Genomic DNA, 22,299 nt, shown 5'->3' with positions numbered 1-22,299 from the left:
TGTGAAAAAGGGAGTGCTGCCTCAGGGAGTGCTCCCTTTGTTCAAAACGCTGCATTATTCCTGTTCAAGTGAGAACGGATTCAGAAACTGTCTTCCCCAAAGAAGATTGCGGTCAACTTCGTTAAGCTGAGCCTCATCGCATACTGAGGTCCAGTTATCCTCTATCACATTGATCTGATGCTCAAAAATTTCCCGAGCTTCGTTTTGCGACAGTAAGAAAGAATGAGCGACACTCAGGCAGGTTTTGAGGCGACTGAGATTATTACCTCCTGAAATCAACATGGCCTGAGAGGCTTCGTTATCGGCTCTTCCTTGCGGACAAATATCGTAAGCCGGTGTCAGGCTTAACATTTTTCCATCCCAGAATGCCGCATGGTTCCGGGCATGATCGTCGGTATTGCCACAAAGGATGTTAAAAACCAGTCGAGAAAATAATTCTTTAGTGCTGTTTTTGGGTTCAGAGAAACGATGCCGGATGATCTCTGCAAATTCTTCGTAGCTGGCATAGCGCGCCATCATGTCATCAAGACCAAATAAAGTCAGGGCAGATACCATGCATTTCCTGGACCAGCCGTGTTCTTTTTTCAGCCTGTCAAAGCGTTGAATAAGCAATACGTCTTTATTCGCGGCACGGGCCATTTTGACTTTTGCGACGTTGAGCCCGGCGAGGGACGCAAGTCGCATAGCGATAAATTCCGCTTTTACCACGCTGTAGAGATCGGTAGTTGAGGAGAATTTTGCCACATATTTACAACCCTGATCCTCTATCAATGCCTTAGGTCGTGCGCCACCGATAGAGCTGCCATGAAAAAGTGCCTGATCCAGTTCAGGAGTGAGCGAAATCCCTTTTTCGACACGTTCTGCCGATTGAAGCAGTTCTTCCAGACTGACATTACTGGCTGAACGTGAAACGTATTCCGTCGCTGATCGCTGGAAATCCAGAGCGCCGATGCGGTCAGAGCCAGATTCCAGTAAATACGTGAGTTCATCTAATATTGCGGTATCTGTAGATGCGCCTTTTTGCCCCAGCTTTCTGTTAATGATTACCCGACGCCCCCAGGCGTCAGGTGCTGCATCGCGCAGGCATCCATAGAAATTTAGCCCTTTGGGTACGGGTAATCGTCCTGCTTTTAAAGGCAATTCAGGTTCGTAAATTGGAATGGCAGCCCGCTTGTCATTGCGACGTTCGAGATAGCTTTTACCGTAATTAAATTCGATATCTTTGCCGTCAGATACCATTTTCCCCGCAACAATGGGGTGTGTTTCACCCGGAAGCCAAATCCAGACAAAAGCCTCAGTGTCCTTACTCTTAGAAGTCATCGTCTATTTCCTTATGTGCTTTACGAACCGATTTTGGCATGAGCGCCAGTCTGTCTTCAGTTTGTCTGAGATGGCGTGAAACTGAATTTTCGTCCGCATCGAATAATCTGACACCGACAATAACGGCTACTTCAAAGACTGCCCCTATTTCACATTTGAGATCACCTTTCTCAATGCGCTGCACTAACCCTCTGGAAACGCCGGCGCGTTCTGCCACTTCCTGAACGGTCAGTTTATTCTCCAGACGTGCAGTTCGAATTAATCCGCTGAACAGTGAAGCTGCTTCACGGGTGTATCGGGAATAGGTACGCACTCTTGGGTTCGTCATGGTATGTCTATGCTCATTATGAAATTCGTCGAAAATTTGACTACATTTCATCCAGTGAAATGCTAGGCCTGTGACTTAGGATTGTCAATTCTAATGCTCTTTATATGAATCATAATATCCTATTATGATTCATATAAAGAGCATTACTTGTCACCTGTATGTTTCCCATTACATAAAAAAAGGCGGCTTATTCAGCCGCCCAAGACACAGGGAATTGATCAAGTACTACAAAGCGCATTAGCCTTACATTTAACCTTTCACACCGCCTGCCGTTAAGCCGCCGACCAGCCAGCGTTGGGCAATCAGGAACACCGCTGTGATCGGGATGGCGGACAATATTGCTGCTGCCGCGAAATCGCCCCACAGATAGTTTTGCGGGTTGAGATATTGCTGCATCCCGACAGCCAGGGTATAGCTGTTCACATCACGCAGCAGTAACGACGCCACCGGCACTTCGGTGATGGCCGCGATGAACGACAGAATAAATACCACCGCCAGAATCGGCACCGACAGCGGCAGAAGCACCAGACGGAATGCCTGCCACGGGGTGGCACCATCCAGTGCGGCGGCTTCTTCCAGCGAACCGTCGATAGTTTCGAAATAGCCTTTGATCGTCCAGACGTGCAGCGCGATGCCGCCCATATAAGCAAATATTACGCCGCCGTGAGTGTTCAGCCCGAGGAACGGCACGTACATGCCGAGGCGGTCGAACAGGGCGTACAACGCTACCAGCGAAAGGACGGCCGGGAACATCTGAAAGATCAACATCCCTTTGAGCAGTGAGCTTTTACCGCGGAATTTCATGCGGGCAAAGGCGTAGGCGCAGGTGGTGGATAGCGCGACGATCCCGACAGCGGTGATCCCGGCGATCTTGATCGAGTTCCACAACCACAACATCACCGGGAACGGCGGCGGCGTGATACTGCCGTCGCTGTTGGTGACAGCAATGCCAAGCGCCAGTTTCCAGTGATCCCACGAGACCTGATCTGGGATCAGGCTGCCGGTGGCGAAGTTACCCGGACGCAGCGAGATGGCGAATACCATCAGCAGCGGGAACAGGATCAGTGCCAGAAAGCACAGCAGCAACAGATGCGTCACCAGCAATCTGAGTTTCTGCGACTTAGGTTTAACCATGGGCATTTTCTGTTTCTCCTCAGTCGAATTTCATGCGTGAAGCTTTCAGGTTCACGATAGCCAGCGCGCCGACCAGCAGGAAGATCAGCGTGGCAATCGCCGCCGCCAGACCGAAGTCCTGTCCGCCGCCGCCTTCGAAGGCAATACGGTAGGTGTAGCTGACCAGTAAATCGGTGTGACCGGCTGGCGTTGTGGTGCCTAACATGTCCGGTCCGCCGTTGGTCAGCAGCTGGATCAGCACGAAGTTATTAAAGTTAAAGGCAAAACTGGCGATCATCAGCGGCGTCAGCGGCTTGACCAAAAGCGGCAGCGTGATGCGAAAGAAGTTTTGCATCGGCGTAGCGCCGTCCATTGCCGACGCCTCATAAAGGTCATCCGGAATGGCTTTCAGCAGTCCCATACACAGGATCATCATGTACGGATAACCGAGCCAGGTGTTGACGATAATGATCATGCTTTTAGCGGTCCACGGATCACTAAACCACGCCGGTTTGATGCCAAACAACGCGCTGAGCATCAGGTTGATTTCACCAAAGCTCTGGTTGAATAACCCTTTGAAGATCAGTATCGAAATAAAGGCCGGAACCGCGTAGGGCAGGATAAGCAGGATGCGGTAAGCCGCTTTGCCTTTCAGTTCTTCCCACTGCACCACACAGGCCAGCACCATGCCGACGGCAACGGTCAGGATGACGGTCAGCAGGGCAAAAATAACAGTCCAGACGAAAATCGACAGGAAGGGTTTCTGGATCCCTTCGTCATGCAGTACCCGCAGGAAATTTCCCCAGCCGATACCAACGGTAAAACCGGGACTGAGCTGTTCGGCTTGCCATTCACCCTGTGCGTTGACCGCCTGGTAGAAGCCGGTATCCGTGTTCGGGCGATAGATTGTGCCGGTTTCTACGTTAGTCAGCTGCTTTTCATCGTCGCCCAGTTTGTACAGCGGCTGGGTGCCGGAGAACTGGCGCAGAGAACTCATGCGCAGTATTTCACCGTCGGGTAATTTTGCGGAGATCTGACCCAGCGCCGCGCGGTTTTGTGTCACCACGCGTAATCCGGCTTTTTCAGCGGAAGGAGCGGTCTGCGGGAGCATATCCAGCGTTTGCGGCGCGGAGGCATTGAAAGCAAAAGGCGCAGAAACCAGCGTCTCGCTGTTATCCGCAGAACTCAGAGCCAGCTGCCATTTGTCCCCGGCCGACTCTTTACCCGCAGGGAATAGTGCGAAATTCAGCGCCTTTCCGCCCTGGAACTGACGGTCCATCAGCACTGACTGCGCGCGTTCAAACGTCAGCTGGTTAGTGCTGCTGTAATTCGTGAAGGCAATCGCGATGGTGCAGACCAGCGGGAACAGCACAAATAACGACATTCCGGCGAGGCCAGGATAGACATAACGCCATGAATAGGCACGGCGGTTGCCATAAATGTATAACCCGACGCCGGAGAGGATCAGGGTCAGAACGGCAAAAAGGTATTCGCCCTGCGCATACATCAGCACGATCAGATAACCGGTAAAGCAGGCGAGCAGGGCGATGATCAGCCATTTGAACGCATTGCTGAACGGCCGTTTTTTGGCTCTTGGCATAAGGACAATCCTTGTGGTGGCGGTGCGGAACCTGTGAGTCCCGCACCGTTCATTGAGCTAATGCTTCGGCATTACTTGGTAATGCGTGTTTCTACGTCTTTCAGTGCTTGCGGAACAGTCTGACGGCCATTCACCGCGTTGATGATGGCACTGCGTTCTGCGTACCAGAAGGCGCTCATCTGCGGGATATTAGGCATGATTTCGCCGTTTTTGGAGTTAGCCATGGTAGCGGCGATGCGCGGGTCTTTTTCCAGTTGTTCCTGATACGTTTTCAGCGCCACAGCACCCAGCGGTTTATCTTTGTTGACCACTGCCAGACCTTCGTCGGTGATCAGATAGTTTTCCAGGAACTCTTTCGCCAGTTCTTTGTTCGGGCTGGCGGCGTTGATACCGGCAGTCAGCACGCCGACGAACGGTTTAGACGGCTTGCCGTGGAAGCTTGGCAGTAAGGTCACGCCGTAGTTGATTTTGCTCTTATCGAGGTTGGACCATGCCCACGGGCCGTCGATGGTCATCGCGGTCTGGCCTTTGTTGAACGCAGCTTCGGCGATGGAATAATCGGTATCAGCGTTGATGTGTTTGTTTTTCACCAGATCGATGATGAATTGCAGACCAGCCTGAGAACCCGCGTTATTCACGCCGGTGTCTTTGATGTTGTATTTGCCGTTTTCATATTTGAAGGCATAACCGCCGTCAGCAGCGATGATTGGCCAGGTGAAGTACGGTTCCTGCAAGTTCCACATGATGGCGCTCTTGCCTTTGGCGCGCAGCTCTTTATCCAGCGCCGGGATTTCTTCCCAGGTTTTTGGCGCTTCTTTAATGATGTCTTTGTTATAAATCAGTGACAGTGCTTCGACCGCGACCGGATAGCCAATCAGCTTGCCGTTGTAGGTCACTGCGTCCCAGGTGAACGGGAACAGTTTGTCTTTGAAGGCCTTATCCGGGCTGATTTCAGCCAGCAGGCCCGATTGTGCGTAACCGCCAAAACGGTCGTGCGCCCAGAAGATAATGTCAGGGCCGTCGCCGGTGGCCGCCACTTGCGGGTATTTTTCTTCCAGCTTGTCCGGATGTTCTACCGTGACTTTAATGCCGGTGTCTTTCTCAAACTTCTTACCGACTTCCGCCAGGCCGTTATAGCCTTTGTCACCGTTGATCCAGATGACCAGCTTTCCTTCTTCTATTTTGGCAAATGCGGAAGATGACAACACCAGCGTAGCCAGCGCTGAGAGTGCCAGTGTTTGTTTAACAATCTTTTTAATGCTGAGAGTCATAATCCAATCCTTTTTATTTCCTGTGAGGAGTCGGTTTTCTGTCGTCGGAGACGGGAAAAGACAGGGTACGACGCCAGTGTGGATTCAACCCGACAACGCTTCATCATCCCCCCCTCTACGCCCCCGCCTCTCAGAATGTGATCCCGCCAACACTCTCAGGCGTTATGTGGTTCATCACTCAAAAATATGCGTCGTTTTTTGCCATTCAGATCACGAATTTGATTTTTGATGTGAACTTTCATCCGGTTGCGCAAAAACGTCATCCTCCCTGCTCCTCCCCCATGAAAAACTTTGTTACGGATGATTACGCTTAGCCGCTATTCCTTCACTCTTCGTTGCATTGAGTTTTCTCGCTGGCAGCAAGTACAGGAGTTCAGGATGGCGAGCGTTTCCCTTAACAGCGTGTACAAAGCCTTCGGTGAAACCGTGATTTCCAGCGACATCAATCTGGAAATCGAAGAGGGCGAGTTCGTGGTCTTTGTCGGGCCATCCGGCTGCGGCAAATCAACCCTGCTGCGCATGATTGCCGGTCTGGAAGACATCACTTCCGGCGAACTGAAAATTGGCGATAAACGCATGAACGAAGTGCCGCCCGCAGACCGCGGTATCGGCATGGTGTTTCAGTCTTATGCGCTTTATCCGCACCTGTCGGTGGCAGAAAACATGTCTTTTGGCCTGAAGCTGGCCGGAGCAAAGAAAGCCGAAATCAATCAGCGGGTGAATCAGGTTTCTGAAGTCTTGCAGCTGGCGCACCTGCTTGACCGTCGTCCGAAAGCCCTTTCCGGCGGACAACGTCAGCGCGTGGCGATTGGCCGTACGCTGGTCGCAGAACCGACGGTGTTCCTGCTTGATGAACCGCTTTCCAATCTGGATGCCGCGCTGCGAGTGCAGATGCGTATTGAGATTTCACGCCTTCATAAGCGCCTGAAACGTACCATGATTTACGTGACCCACGATCAGGTCGAAGCGATGACGCTGGCCGACAAAATCGTGGTACTCGATGCCGGACATATCGCTCAGGTCGGTAAGCCGCTCGAGCTGTATCACTATCCTGCCAACCGTTTTGTCGCCGGTTTTATCGGCTCTCCAAAAATGAATTTCCTGCCGGTGAAAGTCACCGGTGCAGAACCTGCACGTGTGCAGGTCGAGTTGCCAAACCGCCAGCAAGTCTGGCTGCCTGTCGAAGGTACCGACGTGATAGTCGGCAGCAACCTGTCGCTGGGTATCCGCCCTGAACATCTTCTGCCAAGCGACGTCGCTGAAGTGACGCTTTCCGGTGAAGTGCAGGTCGTCGAGCAACTGGGTAACGAAACACAGATCCACATCCAAATTCCGGCAATTCGTCAGAACCTGGTGTACCGCCAGAACGACGTGGTGCTGGTAGAAGAAGGTGCAACATTCGCCATCGGGTTGCCACCACACCGTTGCCATCTGTTCCGCGAGGACGGAACTGCATGTCGCCGGTTACATCCCGAATCTGGTGTTTGAAAGCACGCGATCCCCTACAGGAGAAAATGATGATTACAATGCGTAGTTCTTCCCTGGCGCTGGCAGTGGCTGCCGGAATCCTTTCTACACAAGCAATGGCAGTTGATTTTACCGGTTATGCCCGTTCGGGCATCGGCTGGACTGGCAGCGGCGGCGAACAGCAATGTTTCAAAGCGACAGGCGCTGACAGTAAATACCGTCTTGGTAACGAATGTGAAACCTATGCTGAGTTAAAACTCGGTCAGGAAGTGTGGAAAGAAGGGGATAAGAGCTTCTACTTCGACACCAACGTGGCGTATTCCGTATCACAACAGAACGACTGGGAGTCAACCGATCCGGCTTTCCGCGAAGCAAACGTGAAGGGTAAGAACCTGATCGAATGGCTGCCGGGCTCCACCATCTGGGCGGGTAAGCGTTTCTACCAACGTCATGACGTTCACATGATCGACTTCTACTACTGGGATATTTCTGGTCCTGGTGCGGGTCTGGAAGATGTGGATCTGGGCTTCGGTAAACTGTCTCTGGCAGCGACCCGTAACACCGAAAGCGGCGGCTCATACGGCTATATCGCCGATCAGCGTAACGAAGTGCCGACGTCCAACGACGTGTTCGACGTTCGTTTAGCAGGCCTGCAAACTAACCCAGGCGGTGTGCTGGAGTTAGGTGTGGATTACGGTCGTGCCAATGCGCGTGACGGTTATTCCTTCGCAGACAATGCGACCAAAGATGGTTTCCTGGTTACTGCGGAACATACGCAAAGCATCTACAACGGATACAACAAATTCGTACTGCAATACGCATCTGACTCCATGACCGATCCGGGCCAGGGCGCAGCGAACGGCCACTCTAACGGTGCAGCCATCGACAACAACGGCAGCATGATCCGCGTTCTCGACCACGGTGCCATCGACTTCAACGATACCTGGAGCCTGATGTATGTGGCGATGTATCAGGATGTTGACCGTGATAACAATAACGGGACAACCTGGTACACAGTAGGTGTGCGTCCGATGTATAAATGGACCCCGATCATGAGCACCTTGCTGGAAGTCGGTTACGACAACGTGAAATCCCAGCGCACCGGCGACAAAAACGGTCAGTACAAAGTCACCCTGGCGCAACAATGGCAGGCTGGCGACAGCATCTGGTCACGTCCGGCCATCCGTGTGTTTGCAACCTACGCAAACTGGGATGAAAAATGGGGCTACGACACTGACAGCGGCGCAAATAATGGCTTAGCAATGAACGACACCAGCACCCGTACCTTCAGCCGTGGTAATGACGATGAGGTTACATTCGGTGCCCAGATGGAAATCTGGTGGTAAATTTTTCCTTCCTCCTTCGCGCTGCCGATGCGTTGGCTGCGCGTCCTCGCCCCGGTCACGTAGTGGTCTACGCTCCCGGGGACTTGGACGCTTGCCGCCTTCCGGCAACCCGAAAGAGTTTGGAAAAATGGCAATGTAAGCTTTAAAAAAATCGCAGTAAAGAAGATGTGCTGGCTGGCGGAATGCCAACGGTAGCCGCCAGCCTTCATGGTGATTTCAAAGGAAACAATAATGAAAAAGAATCTGCTGTCACTGTGTCTGTCGCTGAGCCTGCTGGCTGCTGCACCTGCGGTCGTGAATGCGGCGCAGAATGATGCGAATACCGCTCCGGCGATTTCCAGCCAGACCTTACGCAACCTTTCATGGACGCCGCTGGTTCCGCCAGTGACGCAGGATGTGACGCTCGGGACTTCCAGCGCACAGATTAATCAGGGGCAAATTCAGGGTGCCGTCGGGGCATTCGCGTTGCCAGCCGACCGTGGTTCACTTGAAATTACGCTGACCAGTATCGCGACCGGTAAAACCGTGTATGCGCCAAATGTTCTGGTGCTGGATGAGCAGATGCGTCCGGCAGCCTTTTATCCTTCCAGCTATTTCCCGTATCAGAAACCGGGCATCGTCTCCAGCGACCGTCTGGAAGGCACGCTGAAACTGACACCGGCACTGGGTCAGAAACAAATTTATTTGCTGGTTTACACCACCCGTCAGGATCTTTCAGAGACCACGCAGATGGTGAATCCGGCTAAAGCCTTTGCGGCTGGCGTGGGTAATGCGGTGCCGGATATCCCGGATCCGATTGCCCGTCACACCCCAACCGGCACGCTGAGCCTGAAAGTGACTGCTGAGCAGAAAACCGGAAACGTGATGATTGGTCAAATCTTCCCGTCATCCGCACCGGCAGCGGCTGCGCCAGTGGTTGTCGGCAGCACCCAGGCAACAGCGCCTGCGGCAGCTCCGGCAAAACCGTCTGAGCCAATGCTCAGCGATTCCGAAACCTATTTCAACGACGCGATCAAGAAAGCGGTGAAAGCAGGGGACGTGGATAAGGCTCTGAAACTGCTGGATGAAGCCGAACGTCTGGGCTCGAAAACTGCCCGTAAGACCTTTATTGAAAGCGTGAAGCACTAAGTTCTTTAGCTCCTCCCCTGCAAAGTGGAGGAGCTAAACCTCTCCCTTTCTCTTTCCCCTTTCTATTTGTTACCCTGTTGTTAATTCATTCAGCGGGGGATTTATGGCGTCTGCAAACTGGGTCGATTTATCGAAAGATAAAGACAGCGGGATCGAGACGATCCACGCGCATTTTGAAGGCCATGCGTACGATCCTCACTGGCACGACAGCTATTTAGTCGGCATCACCCAATCCGGTTTGCAGCAGTTCAGCTGCCGTCGTCAGAAACATCAGAGCCTGCCGGGCAAAATTTTCATGCTGGAGCCGGGCGAAATCCACGACGGCGATGCAGTACAGCCGGGCGGCTTTACTTATCAGATGTTGTATCTCGATCCGCACTGGCTGAGTCGCGAACTGGCGGCGCGGCGCGATTCCCTTTCATGTGCCGGTGATCCGAGTTTCGAAAATACCTTAGCGCAGGATCCGCAGCTGGCGCAGGCGACGTCGCTGGCCTTTCTGGCACTGCATGGCAAAGAGCTGCGTATCGTACGCCAGACCGCGCTCGACGGATTACTCAGCGCGCTGGGCGGACATCTCACCTGGCAACCGCCACAGCATGAGAAGTTTACGCCATGGTCGCGCGTGGCGCTCCAGGCGCGGGAATACCTGCACGCCCATCTGCATGAAGATATCGGACTTGAGCAGCTGGCAGCGGCGACCGGCGAGAGCCGTTTTGTGATCAGCCGGGCGTTTAAAGCCGAATTTGGATTGCCGCCCCACGCGTATCTTATTCAGCTGAAACTGACCCGTGCGCGGGAAGGGCTGGCGCTCGGACGCACGCCGGCAGCTGTGGCGGCAGATTTAGGATTTGCCGATCAGAGTCATCTCGGGCGCTGGTTCCGACGCGCTTACCAGCTCACGCCGGCACATTACCGGCGGCTGTGCACAAATCTTCCAGATTGAGAAAAAGTGACGGGTTAAGCTCTGATTTTAACTGAACCGGAGCCTGTAATAATGAATACGCCTGCCACTATTTTATCTTCGCCGCCTGAACGCTGCGTAATTATCATCAACCAGCAACTTGCCGCCGGACACGCCGCTAATGCTGCCGCGGTTCTGGCGCTGACGCTCGGACAACGCCATCCGGCGCTGGTGGGCGCGCCGCTGATTGACGCCGATAACCGCGAGCATCCGGGGCTTATCCCGATTGGCATCAGCGTGTTAGTGGCCGACAGTGAACAACTGACGCAACTGCATCAGCATCTGCTCAATGACGACGACATGGACGGCATTATTTTCCCGGTCGAAGGGCAGCAAACCACCGACTATGCGGCGTTTCGTGAAGCGGTTTCAGTGGTGCCGACAGATAGCCTGCAACTGCTGGGGATCGCGCTGGCAGGAAATAAGAAAGTGGTTCGCAAGCTGACCGGAAAACTGGGGCTGCTGGGCTGATACCTGTCATTTAACCGTCACATTTCTTCTCTATTCTCCTGATATTCAAACTAATATCAGGAGTTTCACTGTGCGTAAGTCCCTCGTCGCTCTGCTGCTTTTCACTCTGGGTTCCACCTTTGCTGTACAGGCTGCGGATGAAGCCAAACCGTTTATTAGCAGTCAGGAACTGGATCTGACCAAATACCTGCCTGCGCCGCCGGCGGATGATTCTGCTCAGACCAAAGCTGAACTCAAAGAATTACTGGAAATTCAGGCGACCCGTACACCAGAGCAGGAAAAAGCAGCGATTGCCGATGCACAAGAAAACGTATGGCGTTTTGCCGATGTAATGGGCGCGGATTTTGATGCCGCAAAACTGCCAAAAACCGCAGCACTGTTCGAGCGGATTGTGGCGACAGAAGACGTGGTGGACGATCACGCCAAGAAAGCCTTTAACCGCCCGCGTCCTTATATGCTGGATGAACAAATTCATCCGCTGCTGAAAAAATCGAAATCCGGTTCATGGCCTTCCGGTCATTCCACCATCGGCTATCTGATGGCGACCGTCCTCGGTGAAATGGTGCCGGAAAAACGCAACGAGCTGTTCACCCGTGCCGCCGGTTACGCTGAAAACCGACTGGTGGCCGGTTTCCATTACCGTTCTGATACCGTGATGAGCCGCACCGGTGCTGCACTGATTGCGCAGAAAATGGAAGAGCAGCCTGATTTCAAAACGGAATTCGACGCAGCAAAAGCAGAATTGCGTGCGCAGCTCGGCCTGAAATAATTTTCGTCAGTTCCTGCCTTTCCGGTAAAGTATTGGGCGTAAAAATCGCAAAGGAAGGGACTGATGGAATTCAAATTTAAACGCATGGCATCACCGGTCGGATTGCTCACGCTGGCGGCAAAAGGCGACAAACTGACGGCGATTTTGTGGGAGTGCGAAATCGACGGCCGGGTAAAACTGGGCGAAATGGTGGAAGACCCGGCATTTCCGATCCTGATTAAAGCCGAACAACAGCTGAACGAATATTTTGCTGGTAAGCGTACCCGTTTTGAGCTGGATCTCGATTTTACCGGCACTGAATTTCAGAAAGAAGTGTGGGCCGCATTACTGGAAATTCCCTTTGGAGAAACTAGAAGCTACGCTGAAATTGCCCGTCGTATCGGACGCCCGAAAGCCGTGCGCGCCGTGGGTGCCGCTAATGGCCGCAATCCTATTTCGATTGTGGCGCCCTGCCATCGGGTGATTGGCTCCTCCGGCAAACTCACCGGTTTTGCTGGCGGCCTGGACAACAAAGCGTTGTTACTCAGGCTGGAAGGGCGCAAATCCTAGGGTTTTTATCGGATAAATAAATCACTTGATGTCCGCTTGTGAGTCGATGCATAGTCAAAAAATAAGCAGTAAATAAAAAAAGACAACATCACTTACAGACGGAGTTTTAAATCAATGGATCAGATTCAATCCCTCGAACAATTCTTATCCTCAGTGCATCAACGCGACCCGCATCAGGTCGAGTTTTCCCAGGCCGTACGCGAAGTTATGACCACGCTATGGCCTTTCCTCGAACAAAATCCGCAATACCGTCGTTCCGCTTTACTTGAACGTCTGGTGGAGCCGGAGCGTGTGATTCAGTTTCGCATCGCGTGGGTGAATGACAAAAATCAGGTGCAGGTGAACCGTGGCTGGCGCGTGCAGTTCAGCTCGGCCATTGGCCCGTATAAAGGCGGGATGCGCTTCCATCCGTCAGTCAATTTGTCGATTCTCAAATTCCTCGGATTTGAGCAAACCTTCAAGAACGCGCTGACGACGTTGCCGATGGGCGGCGGAAAGGGTGGCAGTGATTTCAATCCGAAGGGCAAAAGTGAAGGCGAGATCATGCGTTTTTGTCAGGCATTGATGCTGGAACTTTACCGTCATCTCGGACCGGATACCGATGTGCCAGCGGGTGATATCGGCGTCGGCGGACGGGAAGTCGGGTATATGGCGGGCATGATGAAAAAGCTTTCCAACAATACCGCCAGCGTTTTCACCGGAAAAGGGCTGTCGTTTGGCGGCAGTCTGATCCGCCCTGAAGCCACCGGTTATGGCCTGATATATTTCACCGAATCGATGCTCAAACGTCATGGTCTGGATTTCGAAGGCATGCGTGTGGCGGTGTCCGGTTCCGGTAACGTGGCGCAATACGCGATTGAAAAAGCCATGTCTCTGGGCGCGCGGGTTATCACTGCATCTGATTCTAACGGTACCGTTGTGGACGAAGCTGGCTTCACAACAGAAAAACTGGCGCTGCTGACGGAAATTAAAGCCAGCCGTGACGGACGTGTGGCGGATTACGCGCAAAAACTGGGGCTGACGTATCTTGAAGGCCAGCAGCCGTGGAGCGTGCCGGTAGACATCGCGCTGCCTTGTGCGACACAAAATGAACTGGATGCGGCTGCGGCACGCGTGCTGATTGCCAATGGCGTGAAAGCGGTCGCCGAGGGCGCGAATATGCCAACCACGATTGAAGCGACCGATTTGTTCACCGACGCGGGCGTGCTGTTCGCACCGGGCAAAGCGGCGAATGCGGGTGGCGTGGCGACATCCGGGCTGGAGATGGCGCAGAATGCCGCACGTCTGAGCTGGAAAGCAGAAGAAGTGGATTCACGTTTGCGCCACATCATGCTGGATATTCACCAGTCGTGCGTGGAGTACGGCGGCGAAAGCCAGCAGACGCAGTATGTGCGTGGTGCAAATATCGCCGGCTTCGTGAAAGTCGCCGATGCCATGCTGGCGCAGGGCGTGCTGTAAACCCGAGGCGTCACTTTATCGCCATTCTGGCTTTACCAACAAAAAAGCCACTTCTTTCGAAGTGGCTTAATCGTTTGTATCTGAAACTAAAATTTGGTGGCCCTTGCTGGACTTGAACCAGCGACCAAGCGATTATGAGAAATGTGTAAATCATAGATTAACTATGTTTATTTACATATAACAATAAGTTACATAGTCAGTATTGGTCAGTATTCGTTAGTATTCCTAAGTTTTTGCGACATTTTTGCGACATTTTAAGTTATTCTTGATCGGGTATCAGCCTCGTCAGCTTAGTCGGGGGTTGGCTGAAATCCGGCCACTTATTTAAGTAAATATTCGTCTGCGAATGATACCTACGTGTATAGCATTCAAGCCAATACCTTTCCTGTGAGTTCATTTCGCTTTTAATTATAAGCTTTGCGATATCTTTCAGCTCAGAGTTTGTTATAAATTCTAATTGATATAATATTTCTTGGAAAACCTTCACTTCATCTTCAAATAAATCAAGTCTCAAAGTACTTGCTTTAATTGAGGATTCCCATACTTCTTCCTCATCACTCGGCCTATGTAAGGTCAAGTAAGAAGCTATGTGAGATGTTAGCCAGGAAAAAAATTGTTCTCTATCTGGTTGTATGTTTTTGTTTTTTGTAATTGTTTTATCAAGAAGATTGCAAAGAATTTTAATATCATCGATAATTTTTTCACGTCTTAGATGTTCCAATTGGTCGTTGTTAAATTTTTTCATCTCGTTATAGGTAATTATTAACACTACTGCGCTAATAAGACCGAAAACGGAGCTGTATATTCCGCCAATAAATGAACCGAATGCTCCCCAAGATTGATTGTCGTGTGAAAGAGATTTATTAAAGATAGAAAAGTAGAGACCCATAGGGACTAATGTGAGAACTGAAATTACTATTATGGCTATAATAATTTTTTTATTCATTGTGTTTCGCCAATGGATTAAGTTTGAGTGCGTCATCAAAATGTTCTGGTGCGAAATGCGAATATCTCATTGTCATTTTAATATCAGTGTGTCCTAGTATTCTTTGTAATACTAAAATATTGCCACCATTCATCATGAAATGACTAGCAAAGGTGTGTCGTAATACATGTGATAATTGTCCGTCCGGTAGTAAGATGTCTGTTCGATTTAAAGCCGAGCGGAAAGCATAATAACAAGGCTTAAATAAAAGTCCTGATTTTTTCTTAGGAAATAAATTAGCTAATTCATTGCTAATTGGAACTGTTCTATTCTTCTTTCCTTTCGTTTTTGTAAAGGTGATGCGGTTATCTGATACTTGAGATGCATGCAATCCTTCCGCCTCACTCCAACGCGCACCTGTTGATAAGCAAACTTTTACAATTGTCTCTAAGTCTTTTGCGCTACTGTTTCTGCATTCCTCTAAAAGGTTTGTGATTTGATCTTGAGTGAGAAAGGCCATTTCACTTTCTTCAGTACGAAAGGCTCTGACATTTTCTAATGGGTTTGGTAGTGGCCATTCACCTAAGCGCCGAAGTTCATTAAAGGCAGCGCGAAAATAGGCCAACTCTAAATTTATAGTTCGTGGCGTAATTTTTGAAATACGTTTGGTTCTGGAAAATTCACCAGATAAACGCTTTGCCCTATATGCTGAAAAAAGCTGCGCATTAAACTCAGTAGCAAGTGGGTTTCCCATACATTCTGAAGCCCACTCCATTGTATCAAGCCTTCTCTGGCCGTCCTTTAAAGTGGTGCCATGCTGTTCATACCAAAGTTTGGCAATTTCTTTTAAGCGCCTGGTTTCTTTTTTTTCACCATTCCAGGGGGTGTTCTGTGCTTTCTCTAATGTATAACGTTCGAAAGCAAGAGCCTCGCCTTTGGTGCTAAATTTCTTACGAATGCGTTTACCGCGTTTACCGGCACTGCGGTTCTCAGTATAAAAATCGGCTTCCCATTGGCCATTTTCAAGCTTTCTTACTGGCATGGTTATTTACACGTCATAACAACGCGGCCGAACACTGTTATGTCATCTAGGTTGCAATCAAAAGCCATGCCTACACCACTAACCCGAACTCTTTTCACCGGGACTCTTGTCAGTGTTCTGATGCTTACCTTTCCTTCAATATCTACCAGCCACTCACCATCATAAATCTCAGGGAATTTTTGCTCGACGATGAATTGTGTTGAGCCATCAATAACGCAGATCGGATCTTCTGGTATCTGAGTACCAGGAAGGAACAGAACTTTATCGAACAGTAAATAGCCTGACTCATACAGTTGGCCTTCTATTAGCTTTTTGCGAGGGAATCGCATGATGTCCAATTCGCTGTCTTCAAATTTCTTGCCTTGGCCAGTAGCAAGCCACTCAAGATTTGCACCTGTCTCGGCAACGCAACGCACAACGATATCTGCAGGAAATCCGCCGCGCTTATAACGTCCCGCCAAACTGCTCGAAGCTATACCAAGATGTTCAGCCAGTAAAATTTTGGAACCAAATCCATAGGCATCTAAAACGCGATCCAATACTGGGGCGCTCTCGCCGTCAAAGTTGAAGATAAATTTAGACATGATCTCACGAAGGATAACCGCCCAAAAAGCTACAAAAATATTGATTTGTAGTTTTTTGCGAGTTAACCTAGCTCCGTTTTGTAGTTATTAACGATTATTGACGGATATTGCCGTATCCAATCAAAACAGGAGTTTGCCTTATGCGCCCAAATATTACAATTGTCATCCCCGAACCTTACTTACCTCTCGCTGAATATTGCCGTCGTACCGGTATGGCCGTCGAAACTGCTCGTAATCTAATCGAGTATGGGAAGCTACCAATTAAGCCAAAAGGTTTACAAAAGAAAGGCTTAATAGAAATTAATATGGCAGCCCTTACTGTCCAGGCTTTGAGTGAATGCGACATTGCGCTTTCTGCGTAATAACTTGCCCAGATTAGGGGAAAGCGACAATGTTTGATTATCAAACCTCTATACATCCACACCTTGAAACGGCTTGCCGCCGTTTTTCTCTGGCTCACAATCTTACTGAGGTTGCTGCGGTTATGGGCGTCTCAGCCCAGGTGTTACGCAACAAACTGAATCCAGACCAGCCACACCGTTTAACTCTGCAAGAGCTGATCACGCTTACCGATATCACCGACGACTCAACGGTATTGGACGGCTTATTGGCACAGCTGAAATGCCTGCCTGCTGTACCGATGAATGAAGCAAAGCCAGATAATTTATCGTTGCACACCTTGAGTGCCACGGCCGCAATCGGCGTTATTGCCGGTGAAACCATATCCGCTGCGCCTATGACGCAACTCCGTAGAAACGCCATTTTAGACCGAGCCAATCAGGCGATCCGCGATCTGTCTTTGCTCGTTGTGTCTGTTGAGTCGCGTTTTCACACCACGCCGCTGCTGGCTTCCGCAATGGACGTAATAAGTTCATGCGGCGTCATGCCCGGCCTGAATTGAGGCTAACCGGGCTTAAATAACTGCTGTCGCCAGCTGCCTGGCCAACACCGTAAACCCACGGATGAACCGGCAGCACCGAACAGGTTAATGCGCTCATATCTGCCGGGATGCTCAATGTTGCCTTACGCCACATTTTCCGGCACCTCCGGCCAGGTGATTTCCGGCGCAGTGGACAAATCCAGGCGATTAAGTGCAACACGAAATTTTTTCCAGACCTTCAAACTTGCCAGCTCGCTATCTGTCGCATCATCCAGATCAACGGCGTCCTGCAACGGGGCAATAGCGGCAGTGGCCAGATTCAATAAATCCGTTTTACGCTGCTCTGCCACTTCGACGGCAAAGAGTTCAACCCGGATAAACTTTGCGGCCTGGTAACGGTATGTCTGTACCCCAATATCCTGAGGCAATTTCTTTGGCGAAACTTCATAGACGCTTACGCCTTCGCACAGGGTGAGAAAGTTGGGATTATCTGACCAGGTAGTGATAAATCCATCCTGTCCCACTGCAATAAAAGCATTTTTCCCTTTCCATTGCGCATCGCGCAACGTGTACCAATCCACGCCGTTTTCATCTTCAAAATAGAGAACGGGGATCGCCAAACCTTCCTCAAAAACTTGCTTAGAGATTTTGATATTTTTAAACGTAATCATATTAGTTACCCACCTGCCGCCAGCTTCCGCTAGCCGTTCGCACCATTAAAGCGCGGTAATATTTTCCCATCATTCGGCAATCACCCATATCCGGGCGGATATTTAGCCCCGTCATGAAACAACCCGTTGGCGCTTCCCAAACTTGTTGTGCTACCCACGCCGCGCAATAAGGCCACCGGCCAGGCATTGCAGAAAACGCCGTTTCAGCGTCAGGTTGAAAGCAGTTATCCAGAGCTGGCCAGCGGCTTGCACCTGCCACAGTTCGCCAGGGTGGAAGCGCCAAGCGAGGATGTGAGCAACGGAAACATTGCCGATCCATTCAGGCCGCGCTATGCCGTGGACTTGCAGCTGTTAGACGCAGACGGCAACCCCGCAAAAGATACGCCGCTTTATCCGGCCGTGCCGCTGCCGCTACCAATGGCGGGCGGTGAGTCCGGGATGTTTCAGTTTCCCCCGGCTGGCACGCTGGTAGAAGTCGGGTTTAATGGTGGTCGCGCCGATAAGCCGTTTGTGCGCCAAACCCTTTCCCAGGGCAACAGCCTGCCCGCCGTGAAACCTGGCGAGCAGCTGCAACAGCAGCGTGATGGAGTATCGCAGCGGGTGACGGTGGCGGGCGATTGGGAACGCCAGACTGATCAGGTTATACGCGAAACCTCAATGAGCCGGATTGTCACGGCCGATGATGAAACACGCACGTTGGTGGCCAGGGAAACCACGGTACAGGCCACGGATAAAACCACGGTGCTGGGCAAAACCACCTTACTGGCCGGTGCAATTCAACAAATTGCCCAGGGAGATTACAGCCTGGCCACGCAGGCCAATTATGTGGCCAGTGTCCAGGGCGATGCGGAAACCAACGTGATTGGCCAGCTGATTGAAAAGGTCGGAATGTTACGCAGCAGTGTGGCCGGTGTGCGTCAGGAAGTTATTGCGCCGGTGGTATGGATTGGGAGTCAGTCGGTTAACGTGTGCCAACTGATGCTTGATACCCTGGATGTGGTAAAGCAGCTGGCACAACTGACGGCCGCGCATACTCACAACAATACCGGTACGCCGTTGAATGCCCTGGCCATTACCGACACTGGCACCAAAGCCACCACGCTAAAAGAGAAATACGATCCGGTTATTGGATAGCCATTTCATACAGACCAAAGCCCGCCGCGTGCGGGTTTTTTATTGCCCGCAGATTACCCGCCTCAATCGCACGCAGTGCCGCGCAACTTTGCATTCAACGCCCAGAACCCTTTCAAAACGATCAAGCCGCCTGTGTGAGCCAGTGCAGCCGTGCGCCCACGAAACAAAGCAAGACCAGACGGAAATTGCACTACACCGCACCCGCCTGCGCTTTTTGCGTCAGTATTTTTTTTCAGTTTTGAAATTCTACAAACCACACCGCCAGCCCGCGTCGTGTTTGGGGTTTTGCCGTCATTCCCAAACTGAAAAGATTGAAAAGAATTTCAGTAAATTTCAGTTTTCTAGGGATTGGATCAAAGTTTGTATTTTGTAAGGTGTTGATTATAAAGAATTAAAATTATTTTTTTGCATATAGTGAAAAAATATACTTTCCCTTAAGGAAACCTAATTGTATGAAGAATCTAGTTATTTTATAAATGCTTCTTTTCAAACTATCATCAAAGGATGAGTCTTTTTTGTTGCAATGCTGCAAGTAGTACGTTTTTATTTGACGTATAAACGTTAATCCCTGGCACGGTGGTATAATCCCCGTCGTCAGTAACTATGTTTAATATTCCGGAGTTGAGCATGCTCTCGTGAATCATGAGATCATAACCATCTAATGAATTTGAAGGCATTTTTGTTACACAATTATCGGTAATGTTTTCACAAATATTAATTTCAATTTGTTCTGCAAGACTCTCAACTTGAAGCCATGAAGTCTCTACTTCCTTAATTGCAGCAAGTCTTTGCACAGAGAATAAATGACGGAAATCTTTAGTGGATATTGTTTTATTAATTACTTTTCCGTGAATTTCTCTTTCTGATTTTTCTATTATATGAGCTAATTCGGCTAGTGTTAACCCAGAATGATAGAGTTTAGAATTGTTATTCAAAGCTGAGTTAATAAATTGATTATAAATGTGTAAATAAGACCTCCCTTGAGGGATTCCTTTGGAGTAGGTTAGCCAAAACCATACATTAGTATCCACAAAGAAATTATCTTTATCTTTCGGAATGTAATTATTTATATCAATGACATTAGATAATATTGTTCCAGAGAATGCCATTAGTCTGACTCCTTGGCTTGTTGTTCAAGAATCTCGTCCACTATTTTCTTATAGTCTACATCAGAGTTGAACCTATTTACATTTTCAATAACTCGTTCAATAATTGAGTGCCCAACAGGTTCTAGGTTCTCAAGGTGTAATGATTCTCGTATTTCCTTCTCAGAGAAATTACTAAACAACTGGCCTATACTATAATTAAAAAATGGCGAGGCAAACATTCTAACATTGGAGAAATCCAATATAACTTCACTCTTGCTATCTAGCAGCGAAGAAATTTTATCGAAGAGTTTTTGTCCATCATCTTTCAATATACATCTTGGGCCGATGAACTCTTTTATTAATATACGCATTATTATTTCCCTGATTCTGAAGTGAGTCTATAATACTTCTCATCACAGACTAATGTAATGTTCAGTATAGTACCTTTAAAGAAAAATGGTAAGGTTTTAAATTCATCACCAGAGCTATCCATCTTTACATAAGCATTATGACTATAAAGTTCTAATTTTCCGTTATTCACTCGAACAAGTTCTTTTAGTAAGTGTAAACCTAAACCTCTCGGTATTCCTTTTGCCGTGGCTGTGGTATTACCACTTACACAAGCCCATCTTAAGCAAGATTCAGCTGTTAAAGATGCTGCTCTTGAATCTGAAGATAGATACTCTCGAACGTTATGTGGTATTCCGACGCCGAAGTCGACGACAGATAACACAAGCTCATTTCTCCCATAGAAATGCTGGCCACAAGAATATACACCTATTAATGAATTAGAGTGTTCAAAAGAGTTAGCGTATATCTCCCAGACTTTACCTGCAATCGCATCTCTAAGCTCTTCACTAACTTTCACCCAACCTTTACCGATCCAATTTTGTGTTAAATAATCAAGTATAGAGTTTGCATCCTCCCTGGGATCCTCTCTATATGGAATTGCATGGCCTAAATAGCCAGGGGTGCCATGGCCAAGTTTGCTGCAAAAAGTATTTTGTGTAAGTGAAGCTTTTACCTTTTCTTGGAAGGAAGTCCAATCAATGAATACAGTTACCCCCTTTCTCTGAAGAGAGCGAACGGTTCCGCCAAGGAAAGCAACAGCGTTTGGCCTTAAGAAACGACAATAAGTGAAAACAAAGAGAACCTGTTGCGTTGTAGAGCTCATTACTTGCTCAAAAATCATAAACAAGCGTGAGAAATCACTTTCTGTATCGTTTAGCGTAGGAACCATGATGGTAAGGCCTGTTCTCGAATCGAACATGTTTCTTCCTGATACGATTTTCGATAGGTCAATATCGCATAGTTTACCAAGGTTTCAAACAGACAGAGCTTACAAATCCCATAAGTTGTAGAGGTGCCGCTTTACAAATGTAAGAGCTTGTGCGACGAATTTGCGACATCAACGGCATAAACAAAAAAGCCACTTTTCAATAAAGTGGCTTAAATGCATGATTTTAAATATAAAATTTGGTGGCCCTTGCTGGACTTGAACCAGCGACCAAGCGATTATGAGTCGCGTGCTCTAACCAACTGAGCTAAAGGGCCAAGGTGCAGGATTATACGGTAAATATTGCTTACAGGTCTACATGTGTTCGGTTTGTATGCGCGTTTTGTGCACAGTTCTAGCACGTTGTGTTCGCAGACTTTTTTACTGATAACTCGAACAAATACGTCTCAGGAAAACAATATGATTTCAGATATCCTTGCTGAGGATCTTCAGGTCGTGTTCTGCGGCATTAATCCCGGCCTTTCATCTGCCCATAAAGGCTACCCTTTTGCTAATGGCAGTAATCGTTTCTGGAAAGTCATTCATCAGGCGGGTTTTACCGGGCGTCAGTTAGCGCCACAGGATTGGCAGCAGTTAAAGGATTTCGGTTGCGGTATCACGGCACTGGTGGCCCGTCCGACGGTGGCTGCAAGCGAACTGATGCGTGATGAACTGCGCGATGGCGGTGAAGTGTTAAAAGAGAAGATTTTACGCTATCAGCCGCGTGCGTTAGCGATTTTAGGTAAGCAGGCTTTCAGTAAAGCGTTTGGAGTAAACAAGGTGAACTGGGGCTACCAGACGTTGAAAATCGGTGAAACGCAGATCTGGGTATTACCCAATCCCAGCGGGCTGAACCGCGCGACGTTAGAAGAGCTGGTTGCGGCTTATCGCGAGCTTTATGACGCGCTGCATTCCTGA

23 protein-coding genes, 1 tRNA gene and 1 pseudogene are annotated in these 22,299 nt (G+C 49.5%); 12 read left to right on the top strand and 13 right to left on the bottom strand.

What is annotated here, in order from left to right:
- Positions 1-54: 54 nt before the first annotated feature.
- From D5398_RS15735 to malE, 5 genes are all read right to left on the bottom strand, one after another.
- Positions 55-1,320: a type II toxin-antitoxin system HipA family toxin gene (locus D5398_RS15735; RefSeq protein WP_120508484.1), complete on the bottom strand. Its 1,266-nt coding sequence runs from the start codon at positions 1,318-1,320 to the stop codon at positions 55-57.
- Positions 1,310-1,648 (bottom strand): helix-turn-helix transcriptional regulator, encoded by a 339-nt coding sequence (locus tag D5398_RS15730; RefSeq protein WP_120508483.1) that lies wholly within the window; start codon positions 1,646-1,648, stop codon positions 1,310-1,312. The genes D5398_RS15735 and D5398_RS15730 overlap by 11 nt, the downstream gene beginning before the upstream one ends.
- A 249-nt stretch (positions 1,649-1,897) precedes the next feature.
- Positions 1,898-2,788, bottom strand: a complete 891-nt coding sequence (gene malG / locus D5398_RS15725) for a maltose ABC transporter permease MalG (RefSeq protein ID WP_120508482.1) — start codon at positions 2,786-2,788, stop codon at positions 1,898-1,900.
- Positions 2,789-2,801: 13 nt separating this feature from the next.
- A complete protein-coding gene (malF, locus tag D5398_RS15720; protein ID WP_120508481.1) occupies positions 2,802-4,361 on the bottom strand; it encodes a maltose ABC transporter permease MalF in 1,560 nt (519 codons plus the stop codon).
- 71 nt (positions 4,362-4,432) lie between these two features.
- Positions 4,433-5,632 (bottom strand): maltose/maltodextrin ABC transporter substrate-binding protein MalE, encoded by a 1,200-nt coding sequence (gene malE / locus D5398_RS15715; protein WP_120508480.1) that lies wholly within the window; start codon positions 5,630-5,632, stop codon positions 4,433-4,435.
- Between the two features lie 378 nt (positions 5,633-6,010).
- Here malE and malK point away from each other — a divergent pair, with 378 nt between their 5' ends.
- From malK to gdhA, 8 genes are all read left to right on the top strand, one after another.
- Positions 6,011-7,120 (top strand): maltose/maltodextrin ABC transporter ATP-binding protein MalK, encoded by a 1,110-nt coding sequence (malK, locus tag D5398_RS15710; RefSeq protein WP_120508479.1) that lies wholly within the window; start codon positions 6,011-6,013, stop codon positions 7,118-7,120.
- Positions 7,121-7,146: 26 nt separating this feature from the next.
- Positions 7,147-8,445, top strand: coding sequence for a maltoporin (locus tag D5398_RS15705; RefSeq protein ID WP_162940769.1), 1,299 nt, complete (start codon positions 7,147-7,149; stop codon positions 8,443-8,445).
- A 231-nt stretch (positions 8,446-8,676) separates the two neighbouring features.
- Positions 8,677-9,573, top strand: a complete 897-nt coding sequence (gene malM, locus D5398_RS15700) for a maltose operon protein MalM (protein WP_120508478.1) — start codon at positions 8,677-8,679, stop codon at positions 9,571-9,573.
- A 103-nt stretch (positions 9,574-9,676) separates the two neighbouring features.
- The gene (locus D5398_RS15695) at positions 9,677-10,516 is read left to right on the top strand and encodes an AraC family transcriptional regulator (RefSeq protein WP_120508477.1); all 840 of its coding nucleotides are present in this window, start codon (positions 9,677-9,679) and stop codon (positions 10,514-10,516) included.
- 51 nt (positions 10,517-10,567) lie between these two features.
- On the top strand, positions 10,568-11,005 hold the full coding sequence (locus D5398_RS15690; protein ID WP_120508476.1) for a DUF2000 domain-containing protein: 438 nt from the start codon (positions 10,568-10,570) through the stop codon (positions 11,003-11,005).
- Positions 11,006-11,075: 70 nt separating this feature from the next.
- Positions 11,076-11,774, top strand: a complete 699-nt coding sequence (locus tag D5398_RS15685; RefSeq protein ID WP_120508475.1) for an acid phosphatase — start codon at positions 11,076-11,078, stop codon at positions 11,772-11,774.
- A gap of 63 nt (positions 11,775-11,837) precedes the next feature.
- On the top strand, positions 11,838-12,323 hold the full coding sequence (locus D5398_RS15680; protein WP_120508474.1) for a methylated-DNA--[protein]-cysteine S-methyltransferase: 486 nt from the start codon (positions 11,838-11,840) through the stop codon (positions 12,321-12,323).
- A 114-nt stretch (positions 12,324-12,437) separates the two neighbouring features.
- Positions 12,438-13,781, top strand: coding sequence for an NADP-specific glutamate dehydrogenase (gene gdhA / locus D5398_RS15675; protein WP_120508473.1), 1,344 nt, complete (start codon positions 12,438-12,440; stop codon positions 13,779-13,781).
- Between the two features lie 259 nt (positions 13,782-14,040).
- Here gdhA and D5398_RS15670 read toward each other — a convergent pair whose 3' ends face one another.
- Genes D5398_RS15670 through D5398_RS15660 form a run of 3 tightly spaced genes read right to left on the bottom strand, consistent with a single transcriptional unit; the run spans position 14,041 to position 16,332 of the window.
- Positions 14,041-14,727, bottom strand: coding sequence for a hypothetical protein (locus D5398_RS15670; RefSeq protein ID WP_120508472.1), 687 nt, complete (start codon positions 14,725-14,727; stop codon positions 14,041-14,043).
- Complete coding sequence (locus D5398_RS15665; protein WP_120508471.1) at positions 14,720-15,748, bottom strand: phage integrase; 1,029 nt, start codon at positions 15,746-15,748, stop codon at positions 14,720-14,722. Before D5398_RS15665 ends, D5398_RS15670 begins: the two co-directional genes overlap by 8 nt.
- 2 nt (positions 15,749-15,750) lie before the next feature.
- Complete coding sequence (locus D5398_RS15660; protein WP_120508470.1) at positions 15,751-16,332, bottom strand: phage repressor protein CI; 582 nt, start codon at positions 16,330-16,332, stop codon at positions 15,751-15,753.
- Between the two features lie 140 nt (positions 16,333-16,472).
- Between D5398_RS15660 and D5398_RS15655 the strand changes: the two genes are divergently transcribed.
- Together D5398_RS15655 and D5398_RS15650 are read left to right on the top strand one after the other, a co-directional pair.
- A complete protein-coding gene (locus tag D5398_RS15655; protein WP_120508469.1) occupies positions 16,473-16,694 on the top strand; it encodes a regulator in 222 nt (73 codons plus the stop codon).
- Positions 16,695-16,723: 29 nt separating this feature from the next.
- Positions 16,724-17,233, top strand: a complete 510-nt coding sequence (locus tag D5398_RS15650) for a phage regulatory CII family protein (protein WP_120508468.1) — start codon at positions 16,724-16,726, stop codon at positions 17,231-17,233.
- A gap of 122 nt (positions 17,234-17,355) precedes the next feature.
- Here D5398_RS15650 and D5398_RS15645 read toward each other — a convergent pair whose 3' ends face one another.
- Positions 17,356-17,883: a tail fiber assembly protein gene (locus D5398_RS15645; protein ID WP_120508467.1), complete on the bottom strand. Its 528-nt coding sequence runs from the start codon at positions 17,881-17,883 to the stop codon at positions 17,356-17,358.
- A 141-nt stretch (positions 17,884-18,024) separates the two neighbouring features.
- Here D5398_RS15645 and D5398_RS15635 point away from each other — a divergent pair.
- Positions 18,025-19,017, top strand: a pseudogene (locus D5398_RS15635) (hypothetical protein); the annotation flags it as partial.
- A 497-nt stretch (positions 19,018-19,514) separates the two neighbouring features.
- Here D5398_RS15635 and D5398_RS15625 read toward each other — a convergent pair.
- From D5398_RS15625 to D5398_RS15610, 4 genes are all read right to left on the bottom strand, one after another.
- Positions 19,515-20,126 carry a PIN domain-containing protein gene (locus D5398_RS15625; RefSeq protein ID WP_120508463.1) on the bottom strand — a complete coding sequence of 204 codons (612 nt, stop codon included), beginning with the start codon at positions 20,124-20,126 and terminating at the stop codon, positions 19,515-19,517.
- The gene (locus D5398_RS15620; protein WP_120508462.1) at positions 20,126-20,476 is read right to left on the bottom strand and encodes an STAS-like domain-containing protein; all 351 of its coding nucleotides are present in this window, start codon (positions 20,474-20,476) and stop codon (positions 20,126-20,128) included. The genes D5398_RS15625 and D5398_RS15620 overlap by 1 nt, the downstream gene beginning before the upstream one ends.
- Before the next feature lie 2 nt (positions 20,477-20,478).
- Entirely contained in the window at positions 20,479-21,375 is an 897-nt protein-coding gene (locus D5398_RS15615; RefSeq protein ID WP_120508461.1) for an ATP-binding protein, read from the bottom strand.
- A 207-nt stretch (positions 21,376-21,582) separates the two neighbouring features.
- Positions 21,583-21,659, bottom strand: a tRNA-Ile gene (locus D5398_RS15610).
- Positions 21,660-21,801: 142 nt separating this feature from the next.
- Here D5398_RS15610 and mug point away from each other — a divergent pair.
- Positions 21,802-22,299, top strand: a complete 498-nt coding sequence (mug, locus tag D5398_RS15605) for a G/U mismatch-specific DNA glycosylase (protein ID WP_120508460.1) — start codon at positions 21,802-21,804, stop codon at positions 22,297-22,299.

The organism is Rahnella bruchi (assembly GCF_003614975.1).
GTDB lineage: Bacteria > Pseudomonadota > Gammaproteobacteria > Enterobacterales > Enterobacteriaceae > Rahnella > Rahnella bruchi.
The sequence above is the reverse complement of the archived record's forward strand: the minus strand, read 5'-3'. Positions and strand labels throughout refer to the sequence as shown.

Excerpts from the sequence above, each read along its gene's own strand:
- malF (WP_120508481.1), bottom strand. The coding sequence starts at position 4,361 with ATGCCAAGAGCCAAAAAACGGCCGTTCAGCAATGCGTTCAAATGGCTG.
- D5398_RS15655 (WP_120508469.1), top strand. The coding sequence starts at position 16,473 with ATGCGCCCAAATATTACAATTGTCATCCCCGAACCTTACTTACCTCTC.
- D5398_RS15615 (WP_120508461.1), bottom strand. The coding sequence starts at position 21,375 with ATGTTCGATTCGAGAACAGGCCTTACCATCATGGTTCCTACGCTAAAC.
- D5398_RS15625 (WP_120508463.1), bottom strand. The coding sequence starts at position 20,126 with ATGGCATTCTCTGGAACAATATTATCTAATGTCATTGATATAAATAAT.
- D5398_RS15645 (WP_120508467.1), bottom strand. The coding sequence starts at position 17,883 with ATGATTACGTTTAAAAATATCAAAATCTCTAAGCAAGTTTTTGAGGAA.
- D5398_RS15620 (WP_120508462.1), bottom strand. The coding sequence starts at position 20,476 with ATGCGTATATTAATAAAAGAGTTCATCGGCCCAAGATGTATATTGAAA.
- D5398_RS15705 (WP_162940769.1), top strand. The coding sequence starts at position 7,147 with ATGATGATTACAATGCGTAGTTCTTCCCTGGCGCTGGCAGTGGCTGCC.
- D5398_RS15670 (WP_120508472.1), bottom strand. The coding sequence starts at position 14,727 with ATGAATAAAAAAATTATTATAGCCATAATAGTAATTTCAGTTCTCACA.
- D5398_RS15730 (WP_120508483.1), bottom strand. The coding sequence starts at position 1,648 with ATGACGAACCCAAGAGTGCGTACCTATTCCCGATACACCCGTGAAGCA.
- mug (WP_120508460.1), top strand. The coding sequence starts at position 21,802 with ATGATTTCAGATATCCTTGCTGAGGATCTTCAGGTCGTGTTCTGCGGC.
- D5398_RS15665 (WP_120508471.1), bottom strand. The coding sequence starts at position 15,748 with ATGCCAGTAAGAAAGCTTGAAAATGGCCAATGGGAAGCCGATTTTTAT.
- malE (WP_120508480.1), bottom strand. The coding sequence starts at position 5,632 with ATGACTCTCAGCATTAAAAAGATTGTTAAACAAACACTGGCACTCTCA.
- malG (WP_120508482.1), bottom strand. The coding sequence starts at position 2,788 with ATGCCCATGGTTAAACCTAAGTCGCAGAAACTCAGATTGCTGGTGACG.
- D5398_RS15660 (WP_120508470.1), bottom strand. The coding sequence starts at position 16,332 with ATGTCTAAATTTATCTTCAACTTTGACGGCGAGAGCGCCCCAGTATTG.
- malK (WP_120508479.1), top strand. The coding sequence starts at position 6,011 with ATGGCGAGCGTTTCCCTTAACAGCGTGTACAAAGCCTTCGGTGAAACC.
- D5398_RS15735 (WP_120508484.1), bottom strand. The coding sequence starts at position 1,320 with ATGACTTCTAAGAGTAAGGACACTGAGGCTTTTGTCTGGATTTGGCTT.
- gdhA (WP_120508473.1), top strand. The coding sequence starts at position 12,438 with ATGGATCAGATTCAATCCCTCGAACAATTCTTATCCTCAGTGCATCAA.
- D5398_RS15695 (WP_120508477.1), top strand. The coding sequence starts at position 9,677 with ATGGCGTCTGCAAACTGGGTCGATTTATCGAAAGATAAAGACAGCGGG.
- D5398_RS15690 (WP_120508476.1), top strand. The coding sequence starts at position 10,568 with ATGAATACGCCTGCCACTATTTTATCTTCGCCGCCTGAACGCTGCGTA.
- D5398_RS15650 (WP_120508468.1), top strand. The coding sequence starts at position 16,724 with ATGTTTGATTATCAAACCTCTATACATCCACACCTTGAAACGGCTTGC.
- malM (WP_120508478.1), top strand. The coding sequence starts at position 8,677 with ATGAAAAAGAATCTGCTGTCACTGTGTCTGTCGCTGAGCCTGCTGGCT.
- D5398_RS15680 (WP_120508474.1), top strand. The coding sequence starts at position 11,838 with ATGGAATTCAAATTTAAACGCATGGCATCACCGGTCGGATTGCTCACG.